Origin of the sequence: Actinoallomurus spadix, assembly GCF_024055725.1 — a bacterium.
GTDB lineage: Bacteria > Actinomycetota > Actinomycetes > Streptosporangiales > Streptosporangiaceae > Actinoallomurus > Actinoallomurus spadix.
Genome location: NZ_JAMXMX010000048.1, coordinates 1 through 13,035 on the forward strand (window position 1 = coordinate 1; position 13,035 = coordinate 13,035).

Annotated in this window: 11 protein-coding genes; 6 read left to right on the forward strand and 5 right to left on the reverse strand. The window is 72.2% G+C overall.

The annotated features are described in order from the left end of the window. The 3 genes from NE235_RS38825 to NE235_RS36200 form a co-directional block, all read right to left on the reverse strand. Positions 1–177, reverse strand: a 177-nt coding sequence (locus tag NE235_RS38825; RefSeq protein ID WP_406567666.1) for an arabinofuranosidase catalytic domain-containing protein, incomplete at its 3' end; no start/stop codon positions are given. A 181-nt stretch (positions 178–358) separates the two neighbouring features. Beyond that, on the reverse strand, positions 359–592 hold the full coding sequence (locus NE235_RS36195) for a DUF6544 family protein (RefSeq protein WP_252811270.1): 234 nt from the start codon (positions 590–592) through the stop codon (positions 359–361). Positions 593–605: 13 nt separating this feature from the next. Then, the gene (locus tag NE235_RS36200) at positions 606–1,184 is read right to left on the reverse strand and encodes an Rv1733c family protein (RefSeq protein WP_252811272.1); all 579 of its coding nucleotides are present in this window, start codon (positions 1,182–1,184) and stop codon (positions 606–608) included. 326 nt (positions 1,185–1,510) lie between these two features. Between NE235_RS36200 and NE235_RS36205 the strand changes: the two genes are divergently transcribed. Further along, positions 1,511–2,071, forward strand: coding sequence for a DoxX family membrane protein (locus tag NE235_RS36205; RefSeq protein WP_252811274.1), 561 nt, complete (start codon positions 1,511–1,513; stop codon positions 2,069–2,071). 65 nt (positions 2,072–2,136) lie between these two features. Beyond that, complete coding sequence (locus NE235_RS36210; protein ID WP_252811275.1) at positions 2,137–3,144, forward strand: Acg family FMN-binding oxidoreductase; 1,008 nt, start codon at positions 2,137–2,139, stop codon at positions 3,142–3,144. Between the two features lie 337 nt (positions 3,145–3,481). On the opposite strand, the gene phoA is transcribed toward NE235_RS36210, so the two are convergent. After that, on the reverse strand, positions 3,482–4,840 hold the full coding sequence (gene phoA / locus NE235_RS36215) for an alkaline phosphatase (protein WP_252811278.1): 1,359 nt from the start codon (positions 4,838–4,840) through the stop codon (positions 3,482–3,484). A 254-nt stretch (positions 4,841–5,094) separates the two neighbouring features. Between phoA and NE235_RS36220 the strand changes: the two genes are divergently transcribed. After that, complete coding sequence (locus tag NE235_RS36220; protein WP_252811280.1) at positions 5,095–5,898, forward strand: alpha/beta fold hydrolase; 804 nt, start codon at positions 5,095–5,097, stop codon at positions 5,896–5,898. Between the two features lie 88 nt (positions 5,899–5,986). Here NE235_RS36220 and NE235_RS36225 read toward each other — a convergent pair whose 3' ends face one another. Continuing rightward, a complete protein-coding gene (locus NE235_RS36225) occupies positions 5,987–10,063 on the reverse strand; it encodes a discoidin domain-containing protein (RefSeq protein WP_252811282.1) in 4,077 nt (1,358 codons plus the stop codon). Positions 10,064–10,291: 228 nt separating this feature from the next. Between NE235_RS36225 and NE235_RS36230 the strand changes: the two genes are divergently transcribed. From NE235_RS36230 to NE235_RS36240, 3 genes are read left to right on the forward strand one after another with little or no spacing between them, the layout of a single operon-like run. Beyond that, the gene (locus NE235_RS36230) at positions 10,292–10,957 is read left to right on the forward strand and encodes a DUF1989 domain-containing protein (protein WP_252811284.1); all 666 of its coding nucleotides are present in this window, start codon (positions 10,292–10,294) and stop codon (positions 10,955–10,957) included. Further along, positions 10,954–12,093: an oxidoreductase gene (locus NE235_RS36235; RefSeq protein WP_252811286.1), complete on the forward strand. Its 1,140-nt coding sequence runs from the start codon at positions 10,954–10,956 to the stop codon at positions 12,091–12,093. The genes NE235_RS36230 and NE235_RS36235 overlap by 4 nt, the downstream gene beginning before the upstream one ends. A gap of 33 nt (positions 12,094–12,126) precedes the next feature. Beyond that, a complete protein-coding gene (locus NE235_RS36240; RefSeq protein WP_252811288.1) occupies positions 12,127–12,999 on the forward strand; it encodes a polysaccharide deacetylase family protein in 873 nt (290 codons plus the stop codon). Positions 13,000–13,035 lie beyond the last annotated feature (36 nt).

The window sequence follows — 13,035 nt, forward strand, 5'->3', positions numbered from 1 at the left end:
CGTGCTGTGCGCCGCGACGCAGGGCGTGCCGCCGCTCGCGTAGATGTCACACGGCTGCGAGGTCGCGGCCTGCGACGCCGCCGGTAGGCCGGCCTGGAGTCCGGCGGCGAGCGCGACCGCCGCGCCCGCCGACAGCAGTGCTCTTCGCACGCGGCGAAGTCGTGACAGGGCATTCATGAAGAGCCTCTCGTCCGGTCGCACCTCTTCGTCCTCTTCGCGGCGTCGCAGTCCCGATGTTCGACATACCGAACGCCATTCGAAGTGGTCGCCTGGACGGTAAATTGCCGGTTGTGCCCTGTCAACGGCCCTTTCATCGATTTCCTGACAGATCCCCGGTCCGGCCTGTCAGAGGATTTCCCTAGCAGAAAGAGGCCGAGTCGAACTGATGTGCCGTGAACCTCCGCCACCTGCCGATCCGGATGTGGCCGTGCATGTCGAGCCGGACCCGCTCGAACAGCGGCGCACCGGGTCTGATCGCGTGGCAGAGCCAGCGGCGGACAGGGCCGGGCAGGGAGCGGGTGATGGCGGGATCGAAGTGCCGCCGGTGCTCCGGCGAGACGGGGAAGGCCGGCCGGTGCCGAGCGTCGTGCATCGAGGATCTCCCATCAGGTACGGCCGGTCCACTGAGGCGCGACATCGCGCCATTCCGCCTCCCACAGGGCGGCACCCGTCCGGTCCAGCCGACGGCGCGTCAGCGCGTACGCCCCGTACAGTCCGATTCCCGCCACGGTCAGGGTGCTCACCGAGACCACCCCGGTCGTCGTGATCGTCTGGACCCGCGTCCGCGGAGGTCCGGCCAGCGCGCCCGACCGGTCGATCCAGATCTGCCGTCGCCGCCCGGCTCGGTCGCCCTTGGCCTTGCTCACGGTCGCGTACCGGGTCGCCCCGGCCGGGGTGCGCCACTGGAGCGTCGCAAGGGAGCCACCCGGCGCGCCGGCCTCGATCACGCCTTCGACCGTCGCCGTGGCACGATGCCGCGCCAGGCGCTGCGCCTGTTCGCGACCGACTCCGGAGTCGTAGGTCGCGCCGCCGACCGCCACCGCGAGCAGCGGGCCGCCGAACGCGGAGGCGGCCAGGGCGCAGAGGAGGAGTGCGGAGCGGACGCGATCGATCCGCCGTCGCAGCGGATTGCGGTCCGGGCACACGTACCGGACGGCGCCGTGGATACGGAATCCCAGGTTCACTGCGAGGCTCCGTTCAGCCGGGGTGGCGCCCCGCGCCGCTGGGGGCGGGCTCGGGGGCGTTGTCGCGAAGCCAGCCTGGTCGCCGCCGGCCGGGGCCCGGGAGGGCCGTAGGTCCCGTCGCCGCGCGGAAAGGTCACACCACCGCCGGCCCGGCCCTCGGGGCGCCTGCGGGCTCCCGCCGTTCCGGCCCATCGGCCGGGTCGCTCACCTGGGGACGAAGGTCCTGTCGGCGGTACGGCTTTGGCCTCTGCGGTGTGCGGGGTGGTTCGCGGTTGAGTGAGATCAGCCGGAACCGCTCCGGCGCCGCCTGAATGAGGTGAATGACGATGGCCGTCACCGACCGCCGCCCCGCTGCCCACCGCCTGCACCTGCCCGCGTTCCGCGCCGAGCCGGTGATCGAGCGTCCCGCGGCCCGTTACGTGTGGGCTGTGGCCCGCATCGCCCTCGGTTTCGTGTTCGTCTGGGCGTTCGTGGACAAGCTGTTCGGGCTGGGGCATGAGACCGCCGCGAAGCAGGCGTGGATTCACGGTGGCCACCCGACGCTGGGGTTCTTGAAGTTCTCGGCGGCCGGTCCGCTGAAGGGCTTTTACCACGGCATCGCCGGTGCGGCGTGGGCGGACTGGATGTTCATGCTCGGCCTGGCCGGTATCGGCATCGCGCTGATGCTCGGCGTCGGGATGCGGATCGCCGCGGCCGCCGGTGCGGTGATGCTGGTGATGATGTGGAGCGTCGTTCTTCCTCCGGCCAACAACCCGTTCCTGGACGACCACCTCATCTACGCCCTGCTGGTGATCGGCCTGGCCCTCGTCGGCGCCGGTGACACCCTCGGCCTGGGCCGCCGGTGGGCGAAGACCGGACTGGTCCGCCGCCTCCCCATCCTCAAGTGACCCACCCCGAGAGAGCGCGTGGTCCGGCCACGCGCTCCGGTGGGAACCCGGAACCTGGAGGAACCATGAAGACGAGGTCAGCGGGCGTGGTGCCGCCCGAGGAGATCGCCGCTTTCGTCATCGACGCGGCCTCCCAGGCGCCGTCGGTGCACAACACCCAGCCCTGGTGGTTCGGCGTCCACGGATCACGAGTGACGGTGCACGCCGACACCGACCGGAGGCTCGACGTGGCCGACCCGGACGGCCGCGAGATGCTCATCAGCTGCGGTGCCGCGCTGTTCAACCTCCGCCTGGCGGCACGGCATCTCGGTCACACCGCCGAGGTGCGGCTCTGGCCGGACCCGGAGCGCCCGACCCTCCTCGCCGACGTCGACCTCATCCCGGATCGGCCCGCCACGGCCGACGAGCGGCGGATGTTCGAGCAGATCACGCGCCGCCACAGTCACCGGGGCGGCTTCACGGCGGACAGGCCGCCGACCGGGCTGTCGTCCACGCTGGGCGCCGAGGCGCGGCGGGAGGGCGCCGTGCTCCGCGTCGTCGCCGACCTGCGGGCCATCCGGGCGCTGGCCGGGTTGTCCGAGGTCGCCGAGCAGACCCAGCGCCTGAGCCCCGACCACGTGGGCGAGATCGCCCGATGGGCTCCCGCCCCGGGCAACCGGCGCAAGGACGGGGTTCAGGCCGGCGCGTACCCCCGCGAGGCCGCGCACACCGACCCGCACTTCGCCGCCCGCGACTTCGCCCGGGGACAGGGGTGGGGCCGTACCGAGGCCCGGCACCTGACCGGTGACCGGACCGGAACGGTGGTCATGGTGATGACGCGCGAGGACACGGCCGCCGACTGGCTCGCCGCCGGACAGGCCCTGCAGCGCGTCCTGCTGCGCGCGGCGGAAGACGACGTGTCGGCCGCCTTCCACACGCAGGCGCTGGAGTTCCCCGAGCTGCGCGCGTTCGTCCGCGAGCGGTACTGCGACGGCGCCCACCCGCAGGTCATCATGCGGCTCGGCCACGCCGAGGAGGAGACCGGCGGCGGCGTGCGCAGGCCGGAGGCGGAGATCGCGAGGGACGAGCCGTGAGCGCGGCGGCCCACCGCCGGAACCGGACGCCGGGCGTTCCCCCTGAGACCGGGAACGCCCGGCCGGGACGGTTAGACCACCAGGTCCGCAGAGCCGGTGGGACGGAAGGCCCGTTGTCCTCGCGAGGGAACAGAAGAGAGCCGACGGGCTGATCGCCCGGCGGCTCTTCTCTCTACGGCTGCCCACCGGTTCGTGATCGGCTCGGGAGGCCGGGCCTGCCGGTGGTGGCCGCGCGCCGTGGTCTACGGCCACGGGCGCGCGAGGGTGCTCGGCCGCGGACGCCGAGAGCCTGGCCGAAGGTGCTCGGCGGCGACTCCGAATGCGCGGCCGAAGGTGCTCAGCCGCGGACGCCGAGCGCCCGGCCGAGGGTGCGGAACAGGTCGGTCTGGTCGGTCACCCCGACCACGTTGGCGGCCTGCGGGCCCTGCGCGGCGATGCGGACCTCGGTGCCGGTGTGCTCCTGGGACTGCCCCGGCGTGTTGGTCGCGTAGTTGATCTTCATGTTGGCGCCGTCGGCGGTGATCAGCGTCGCGGTCTGACCGGGGCTCTGGGTGTCGACCGGGATGATCTGGCTGGTGTGCCCGTGGTCGGCGGTGACGACGACGAGGGTGTCACGGTGCCGGCGGGCGTAGTCCAGCGACGCCGCGACGGCCCGGTCGAACTCGACGTGCTCGCCGATCTGCCCGCAGGGGTTCGCCGCGTGGTCCTGCTTGTCGATCGACGCGCCCTCGATCTGCAGGAAGAAGCCCTTCTTGCCGTGCTCGGTCTGGGCGTCGAGGAGACCGATCGCCTTGCTCGCCATGTCGCGCAGGTGCGGGCCGCTGAACGCGCCGTTCGTCGTGCACCTGGCAGGGTCCGTCCCGCCGACCTTCGCCAGCGGACCGGTCCACTCCAGCGGCAGGTTGCCGTCCGCGAACAGGCCGAGCAGCTTCTTGCCCGGCTTGGCCGCGGCCAGCCCCGAGGCGTCCGTGACGACGTTGTAGCCCGAGGCGGCGGCCTGGTCGAGGACGGTCTTGCCCTTGAACGCGCCGGCCTTGACGGTCTGGGCGAACCGCGCCCTGCCGCCGCCGAGGTAGATGTCGGCGCCCGTCTGCACCTGCTGCTCGGAGATCGAGCCCGGGCCGCCGTTCACCTTGTCCTGCTGCGGGCACTTGGCCATGTCGGCGGGTCCCTCACAGGACCGGTCGGCGACATGGGCGGTCAGCACGGCCGGGGTCGCGTCGCCCAGCTCGGCCGTGGTGACGTCACCGGTGCGGAAGCCGGCCTTCTTCGCCAGTTCGAGCACGGTGGACTGCGCCTTGCCGTCCGGCGTCACCGAGATCGCACCGTTGTAGGTCTTGTGCCCGGTGGCCCACCCGGTCCCGCTGGCGGCGGAGTCGGTGACGTAGTCGGGCTTGCGCGGGTCGTTCTTGTCCACGGAGTACGTGGTGTACGCGCCGGTCAGCGGCAGGGTGTCCATCGCGAGGCGGCCCGCGGCGCCCTTGGCGTAGTTGCGGGCGATCGTGATCTCCGAGTCGCCCATGCCATCGCCGATCAGGAGGATCACGTTGCGGGCCCGGCCGCCCTTGATCGCCGCGCGTACGGAGTCGGTCCGGTCACCGCCTGACGCGAAGGTGGGAACGGCGGCCGCCGCGCAGACGCCGATCGCCGTGGCGGCGACGATGCTCCGGCGGAACACCCTCAGGGACGAGGCCATTCAAGCTCTCCTCTGCAGGAACTGGCTGGTCAACGAGAAGCACTCCACCGGTGCGAGATGACCTCTCACAGGGGGGCGGGTAAAGCGCAAGCAAAGAGAGTGCCAAAACGGAATGAAAGGGGTCGCGATGACCTGCACCGAGACCCTGCGGCGCGGCGTTCGCCGCCCGCCGGTCCGTCACCTTGCAGATTGCTTATCTAAATAACCTGATCTAAGGTTCCTTGTATCAAAGCCGATCACCTGAGGAGCACCCCATGAGCACTCCCGTTCCGGCCGGCGCACCGCGGCCGGCCCGCACCGGCACCCACACGCTCCAGGTCGGCTCCGTCGGCCCGGTGGAGGTGACGGTCCAGGACCGTGACCGCACCCGGCCCTACCTGCTTCTGCACGGCGGCGGTGGCGTGGCGACGATGACCGGCTTCGCCGACCTGCTGGCCGAGCGCACCCGCTCACGGGTGCTGCTGCCCACCCATCCCGGCTTCGGCGGCACGCCGAAGGCCGAGAACCTGACCGGCGTCACCGAGCTCGCCCGGGCGTACGTCGCGCTCCTGGAGCGGCTCGACCTCACGGACGTCACCGTGATCGGCAACTCCTTCGGCGGCTGGCTGGCCGCCGAGATCGCCCTCCAGCGGAGCCCGCGGGTCGGCGGCGCGGTGATCGTCGACGGGATCGGCATCGAGGTCGACGGCCACCCGATGACCGATGTCCGCGGCATGTCACCGGCCGAGATCCACACCTACTCCTTCCATGACCCGCGCAAGGCGCCCACCCCGCCGAGCGGCGGTGGCCCCGGCCCGAGCCCGGACGTGCGGGCGCTGGTCGGCTACACGGGCCCCGGCATGACCGACCCGGCGCTGGCCGGGCGCCTCGGCGCCCTCGACCTGCCCGTCCACGTGCTGTGGGGCGAGAGCGACCGCATCGTCGACCCCGAGTACGGCAAGGCCTACGCCGCCGCCATCCCGACGGCCACGTTCACCCTGCTGCCCGGCACGGGCCACCTGCCCCAGGTCGAGACGCCCGAGGAACTGCTCGGCGCGCTGCTCGGCCTCGGCGTCTGACCGCCCGTCCATGGGATCGCCCCGGCCGACGTCCGCGTGATCCTGCCCGGGGCCGCGGTCCACGTCGCGTCAGACCGCCGCCGGCGCGTCACCGGGCCACGGTCCGCGGGGTGTTGTAGCCCTCCACCCGCAGGAGCGGGCGGCCGGAGGGCAGCGCCCCGGCGGGCCAGGAGAGGGCGACGGTCCGCGACTCGCCGGGCAGCAGCCACACGTAGTTGTCGTCGTAGAGGGTCGGCAGGACGCGCTCACCGCTCTTGGCGTCCAGCAGTGACAGGCGGACCATCGCCGCGACCGCCGGGCCACTGTTCCGGAGCGTCGCGGTCAGGCCGTGTCGGGAACCGGATCGGGTGACCCGCCCGACGGAGGCCGTGACCCTGACCCGCCGCATCCCGTTCAGGGCCTGCATCGCGGCGGGAGTGCGGTAGCGCCAGTAGGTGTTGCGCGACAGGAGCCGGCCGGCGGCGTCCTCGAAAGTCAGCCGCAGGAGGTGCAGGTCGGGCAGGTCGCCGGTCCAGCCGGCGGCGAACGCCTGCGCCGTGGCGGCGGGCGCGAGATCGACCTTCGCGCTCCGGGCGGTGCCGAGCTCCTTACCGGACAGGTCGTGGACGTGCGCCGTGACGGTCGCGCCCTTGACCGCCCGCGCGGTGTGGTTCACCGCGATGACCTGCCACGTGCGGGGGTCGGCCTGGACGTGCAGCGGTTCGCAGGCGGCGCGGGCCCCGTAATAGGTGCCGTTGACGTCGAAGTCGTAGTCGTAGGTCTGCCATACCGTGCTGTGCCACGCCGGATGCGACATCCACAGCATGAGGCCGCTGGCGTCGTTCCAGAGGTTGGCGTTCCACGCCTCGAACATGGCCCGCGTGTTCTCGTAGTTGACGAACTGCGCCTTGCGGGCGAAGTCGTCGAGTCCCGTCGCGGTGCCGAGGCGGTCCTCGATCGCAGCCTTGTAGGCCTGCGGCGCCTGGTTCCCGTGCTCGCTCCAGTCGTGGTAGAACCACGCCCCGCCGATCGGCCACTCCGGCTCCTCGCCGACGAGGTGGCGCATGCTCTCGGCGGTGGACACGACGGGCATGCCGATCTCGGTGTGGAAGCCGAAGGTGTGGCTGCCGTAGGTCGACGGGTCGTAGTACCTCGCCGGCTCGACCCAGAAGTACGGGCCGCCGCCGGTGACGATCCCTCCCGCCGAGTTGTTCTGGTACAGGATGCCGGGGGCCTGCGACTGCACCGCGTCGCGCATGCCCTTGTCGATCGCGGACGGCGGGTTGCCCTCATTGGCGCCGCACCAGACCACGACGCACGGGTGGATGCGGTAGCGGAGGACGGTGTCCGCGGCCAGGTCGTTGTACGCCTTGTGGTCCGGCGGGTCCATCGCCCAGGCGTTGGGGAAGTCGTTCCACACCAGGATGCCGTACTCGTCGCAGGCGGCGAAGAACTCCTCCCGGTCGCTGGAGGCGACCCAGTTGCGGATCATGGTGAAGTTCATGTCGCGGTGCATGCGCACCGCCGCGTCCATCCTGGCCGGGTCCATCCGGCGCAGCAGCTCGTCCCAGCCCCAGTTGCCGCCACGGGCGAGGACACGGACGCCGTTGACACTGATCTTCAGCGCCTCCGGGGTGTTGTCGACGGACTTCACGTCGGTCCACGTGTCCCCGTCGTCGGACACCTGGATCACGTACGTCTTCGGGTACGCGGTCTCCCAGACGATCGCCACCCGGTCGAACCGCCGCGGGGAGCCCAGGTCCACCTGGATCCACTGGTCGTCCTTGTACTCGGAGGACCAGCGGGTGCCCTGGTCGCCGTCGGTGGCGTTCGCCGCCGGGTTCGACGACTCCTCGCTCGACGCCTTCACCGGCCGGTGCAGCGCGAGGTCGGTGGCCGGCTCGGAGCTGTCGATCACGGCCAGTGACCACAGCGAGTTCCCCCAGCTCGTGGTGCGGAAGCCGCACTGGATCCGCACGTAGCGGGCGGTCCGCGCGGGGAAGTCCTCGACCCGCAGGCTCGCGGAGCCGCCGTCGAAGGGGAGGGGAGTGGCGGTGTTGTCGACGGACTTGGCGTCGGTCCAGGTCGTGCCGTCGGCGGACACCTGCACCACGTACGTCCGGGCGTACGCCCGCTCCCATACGAGGTCCACCCGGTCGAAGGACTGCGTGGCGCCCAGGTCCACCTGGATCCACTGGTCGTCCTTGTACTCGGAGGACCAGCGGGTGTCCGGGTCGCCGTCGGTGGCGTTCCCGGGCTGGTGGTCGTCCTCGTCCACGCCGGAGGCGGTGGCCTTCGCGTGCAGGGCCAGGTCCGTCCCGGGCCGCGCGCTGTCGAGGACCGAGAGCGCCCACAGCGACGCCCCCCATCCGGTCGCGCGCGTCAGGCACCGGATCCGTACGTACCGTGCGCTCTGCCGGCCGACGTCGACGGACTGGGTGTAGGCGTCGGTGTCGTCCGTGAACCGCAGCGGTACCTTGTACTCGTAGCCGAACTGGCGGATGCCGAACCGGGTGGTGCGCCGGTCGCTCTCTTTGCCGCCGACCGACGCGGTCATCGTCAGATCGTGCAGGTGCGGCTCGCCGAGGCCGTTCGGCCACCACAGCTTCGGGTCGCGCACCCGCAGCCGGGCGTAGGCGTCCGGGGCGAAGACGACGTCGGCGCTCCGACCGGCCGGGACCGTCACGGTCTTCGAGACCCGTACGCCGTCGAAGGACGCGGTGACGGTCGCCTCGTGGTCTGTGGAGTCGGCGTTGCGGACGGGGACGACGATCGTGAGTTCGGCGGTGGAGGTGCCGGGCAGCTCGGGGAGCACGGTGTCCACCCGCGGGTCCCCGATCACGACGTGCCCGGTGGACCGCAGCCGCACGTGGTTCCAGATGCCGGCCGCGCGGTCCCGTACGGCCGGCATCCAGTCCCAGCCGGACGAGGCGAGGTACGTCGGCGAGTTGAGGTTCATCATCCGGGCACCGGCGTCCACCATGGACGCGCCGGCCGGTCCCTTCTCACCCGGGCTGCCGGGGACGGGCATCGGCGTGATCTTCACGGCCAGCGCCTGCCCGCCGCGCTCGGCGAGCAGCGACGTCACGTCGAACGCCGAGCGGGCGAACGGGAACGTCATCCCGCCGACGCGCCGTCCGTTGAGCCAGATGTCGGCCTGGTGGTTGATGCCGTCGAACTCCAGCCAGACGCGGCGTCCCGGCCCGGTGCGCAGGCCGCGGGGCAGCTCGAAGTCGCGCTTGTACCACCAGGAGTGGCGCGACAGGGCCTCGGGGACGCGCAGGTTGTTCAGCCCGGCGACCGGGTCGGGCAGGTGCCCCTGCTCGACCAGCGACGCGAGGACGGTGCCGGGCACGGTCGCGGGCAGCCATCGGCTTGTGTCCACGGAGGTACGGGACAGGTCCGCGCCCTCGCCGCCGGCCCAGTCGTCCATGGTCAGGGTCCAGCCGGACTCCAGCGGCACGGTCCCGTCGTCGGCGACCTTCAGCTCCGGAGCCTCGTGGTGGTGCGTGCCCCAGTCGGTCCAGCCGGTGACCGCGGGCCGGTGCGCCTGCTCGACGCCGTACACCTCGAAGCCGTTCAGGCCCAGCGGGTTGGGACTCGAGCGCTTGCGCGCCGTCATCCGCACCCACCGCGCGACGACCGGTGCGGCGAGGTCGATGTTCACCACGCCGCCGGTGCCGTCGGTCGTGTGGTGCACGGTCGTCCACGAACGCCGGTCCCGGGAGGTCTCGACGACGAAGTCGCGCGCGTAACTCGACAGGATCTCCTTGCCGGTGGTGCCCTCGTTCGGATTGCCCGTCGACGGCAGAGTGACGACCGGGTCGCCGTCCGCGGCCTCGAACGTCAGGCGGATCGAGGTGACCTGGCAGTCCGCCTGCAGGTCGACCGAGATCCACTGCGGGTCGCCGTCCGCGGCCCGCCATCCGGTGCCCCGCACTCCCGGTGCGGTGAGCCGGTCCACGGCGAACGCGCCGGGGGTGGGCGCGTAGGCCGTCGACGACACCTCGACGGGGCGGTGGAGCGCGAGTTCCTGGGACGTTCGCCCGGCGGGGGCGGTCGCGGGCTCGGCGGCGGAGCTCGTGCCCGGGTTCAGCAGTCCGAGGCCGAAGCCGCCCAGGAGCGTCGACCCGGCGGCGAGGAAGGATCGCCGTGAGGGCGTACGAACATTCGGCTGATCTGCCATGACCGGATTTCCAATCCCCAAGGTGAGCCGACCGGAGGAGTAGGGCGCACCGCGCTGATGACAACGTTGTCACAGGGTCCGCTCCCCGCCGGTTCCCTGTCAAGACCCGCCCGCCCGCCGGGCTGCGGGCGGCCCGGTGCACGCATTGAGCGAACGTCCAGCGATCCGGCGCCGGGCTGTAGGAATGCCCATGGCGCAGGAGGTCACATCACGGGTTGACTGGCGCCCATGAATCCGACGCCAGCGATGCGCCGTCTGGTGGTGCCCGCTCGGGAGGCACGCGCCGTCCGGCTCGCGACCGGTGACCGTGTCCGTATCGTCGACCTCGAAGGCCGCCAGGTCGGCGACGTGTTCTGCTTCGCGGCCGAGGACCCGTCCGAGCACCTCAGCGCCGCGCACACCCGGACCCAGCTCGGCCGGCTGTTCCCGGCGGTGGGGGAGTCCTTCGTCACCGACCGGCGGCGGCCGATCCTGACCCTGGCCGACGACACCTCCCCCGGAGCGCACGACATGCTGATCGCCGCCTGCGATCCGGCGCGGTACCGGGCCCACGGAGTCGAGGGCTGGCACGCCTCGTGCGCGGAGAACCTCCATCGTTCCCTCGGAACGCTCGGCCTGCGGACCTCAGTCGTCCCGCAGCCAGTCAACGTGTTCATGCGGATCGCGATCGAGGAGGACGGCGGCCTCACGTGGCTGCCCGCGTCGACCCGGCCGGGAGACGGCGTGACCCTCGAGGCGGCGATGAACTGCGTGCTGGTGGTCTCCGCCTGCCCGCAGGACGTCGTCGGGATCAACGGCGGCAACGAGACGACCGCACTGGCCATCGACCTGCTCCCCGTCCATGAATCCCCCGAGCGGGTCCCCGCTCTTCACGACCAAGGAGAAACGCAGTGACCACCGTTGACTCCGCCGTGCACCCCGCCCTGGCGCCCGCGCGGATCGCACGCCTGAGCCTGCGGAACCGGCTCGCGGTCGCGCCGATGACCCGCGTCTCGGCCGCGCCCGACGGAACGCCGACCCGGCAGATGGCCGAGTACTACGCCGCGTTCGCCCGCGGCGGCTTCGGCCTGGTGATCACCGAGGGCACCTACACCGACGATCGGTACAGCCAGGGATACCTCAACCAGCCCGGCATCGTGACCGACGGGCACGTCACGGCCTGGCGGCAGGTCACGGAGCAGGTGCACGCGGCCGGCGCCCGTATCGTGCAGCAGTTGATGCACGCCGGCGCGCTGTCGCAGGGCAACCCGTACCGGCCCGGGACGATCGGCCCCTCGGCGGTGCGGCCGCTGCGCGCGATGATGCCCGAGTACGGCGGCAGCGGGCCGTGGCCCGTGCCCCGCGCGATGACCACCGCCGACATCCACGAGACCGTGGCCGGGTTCGCCGCCGCCGCCGGGCACTCGCTGCGCGCCGGATTCGACGGCGTGGAGATCCACGCCGCCAACGGCTACCTGCTCGACCAGTTCCTGACCGACTACACCAACCGGCGCACCGACGAATACGGCGGCGCACCGATTCACCGCGTGCGGCTGACCGCCGAGGTCGTCGCGACCGTCCGCGCGGCCCTCGGGCCGGACGCCGTCATCGGCGTGCGCCTGTCGCAGGGCAAGGTCAACGACCTCACCTACCGCTGGCCCGGCGGCGCCGGTGACGCGGAGGTCATCTTCGGCGCACTGGCCGAGGCGGGAGCCTCGTACCTGCACATCGCGAGCGAGGGACGGTCCTGGATCGACAGCGCCACGCTCGACGGCGGCATCACCATCACCGCGCTCGCACGCAAGGTGTCCGGCCTGCCGGTGATCGCCAACGGCGGCATGCACGATCCCGCCCAGGCCGCGGAGGTGCTGGAGGGCGGCCACGCCGACCTGCTGTCCCTGGGCCACGGCGCCCTCGCCAACCCCGACCTGCCACGACGGCTGGAGACCGGGGCGGCGCTGGCAGAATTCGACCGGCGTCTGCTGGAACCGATGGCGACGCTGGACAACGCCGAGCGCCACCGCCGTGAGCGGGCGAGCGCCGGGTCGTGAGCCGGCTCCGGCCGGGCGGACGGAGATGACGCGATGGAAGAGCCGAGCTGGCGGGCCGGGGCACGGTGCGTGTTCACGCTCACGTTCGACGTGGACGCCGAAACGGCCGTCCTGTCCCACGGGCGCCGGTTCGCCGGCCACGCGATGACGATGTCGCACCAGGCGTACGGGCCGGAGGTGGGCGTGCCGAGGCTGCTCGGCCTGCTGGCCGACCTCGGCGTGCCGGCGACGTTCTTCGTCCCGGGCTGGGTCGCCGAGCGGCGGCCCGGCCTGGCCGCCGCCATCGCGGAGGCCGGGCACGAGGTCGCGCACCACTCCTACAGCCACCGCCCCCCGACCGGGATGAGCGCGGCCGAGGAGCGCGCCGACTTCGAGCGCGCGCTGGAGGTCTTCGCCGGCCAGGGCATCGAGATCGCCGGGCACCGTGCCGCGCTGTGGGAGGCGACGTGGCGCACGCCGGAGCTGATCGCCGAGCACGGGCTGCGGTACGACTCCTCGCTGATGGGAGACGACCGCCCGTACCTGCTGGCGACGTCGGGCACGGACATCGTCGAGCTGCCGGTGCACTGGTCGCTGGACGACTGGGAGCAGTACGCCTTCCTCCCCGATCCGCACGTCGGCTCGGTCATCGAGTCCCCGGCGAAGGTGCTGGAGATGTGGCGCGCCGAACTGGACGCGATGCGTCACTACGGCTGCCTGTTCAACCTCACCAACCATCCGTTCCTGACCGGGCGGCCCGGCCGCGCCGTCGCGCTGCGCACGCTGGTGGAGTACGCGCTGGAGTGCGGCGACGTCCGGTTCGACCGGTGCCGGGAGGTCGCCGAGCGGGCGCGCGCGGACCGGACGCTGCCCCGCCGCGCCCCGGAGCCCCCGCCCGCCGACCCGGCGGTCTATCCGGTGGCCTAGGTGTGCTGTCCGCCGCCGGATCGCTCGCGTGATCCC

What these genes read in the sequence shown, in the direction of transcription:
- NE235_RS36225 (WP_252811282.1), bottom strand. Translation starts at nt 10,063, where the DNA reads ATGGCAGATCAGCCGAATGTTCGTACGCCCTCACGGCGATCCTTCCTC.
- NE235_RS36240 (WP_252811288.1), top strand. Translation starts at nt 12,127, where the DNA reads ATGGAAGAGCCGAGCTGGCGGGCCGGGGCACGGTGCGTGTTCACGCTC.
- NE235_RS36195 (WP_252811270.1), bottom strand. Translation starts at nt 592, where the DNA reads ATGCACGACGCTCGGCACCGGCCGGCCTTCCCCGTCTCGCCGGAGCAC.
- NE235_RS36205 (WP_252811274.1), top strand. Translation starts at nt 1,511, where the DNA reads ATGGCCGTCACCGACCGCCGCCCCGCTGCCCACCGCCTGCACCTGCCC.
- NE235_RS36220 (WP_252811280.1), top strand. Translation starts at nt 5,095, where the DNA reads ATGAGCACTCCCGTTCCGGCCGGCGCACCGCGGCCGGCCCGCACCGGC.
- phoA (WP_252811278.1), bottom strand. Translation starts at nt 4,840, where the DNA reads ATGGCCTCGTCCCTGAGGGTGTTCCGCCGGAGCATCGTCGCCGCCACG.
- NE235_RS36210 (WP_252811275.1), top strand. Translation starts at nt 2,137, where the DNA reads ATGAAGACGAGGTCAGCGGGCGTGGTGCCGCCCGAGGAGATCGCCGCT.
- NE235_RS36230 (WP_252811284.1), top strand. Translation starts at nt 10,292, where the DNA reads ATGAATCCGACGCCAGCGATGCGCCGTCTGGTGGTGCCCGCTCGGGAG.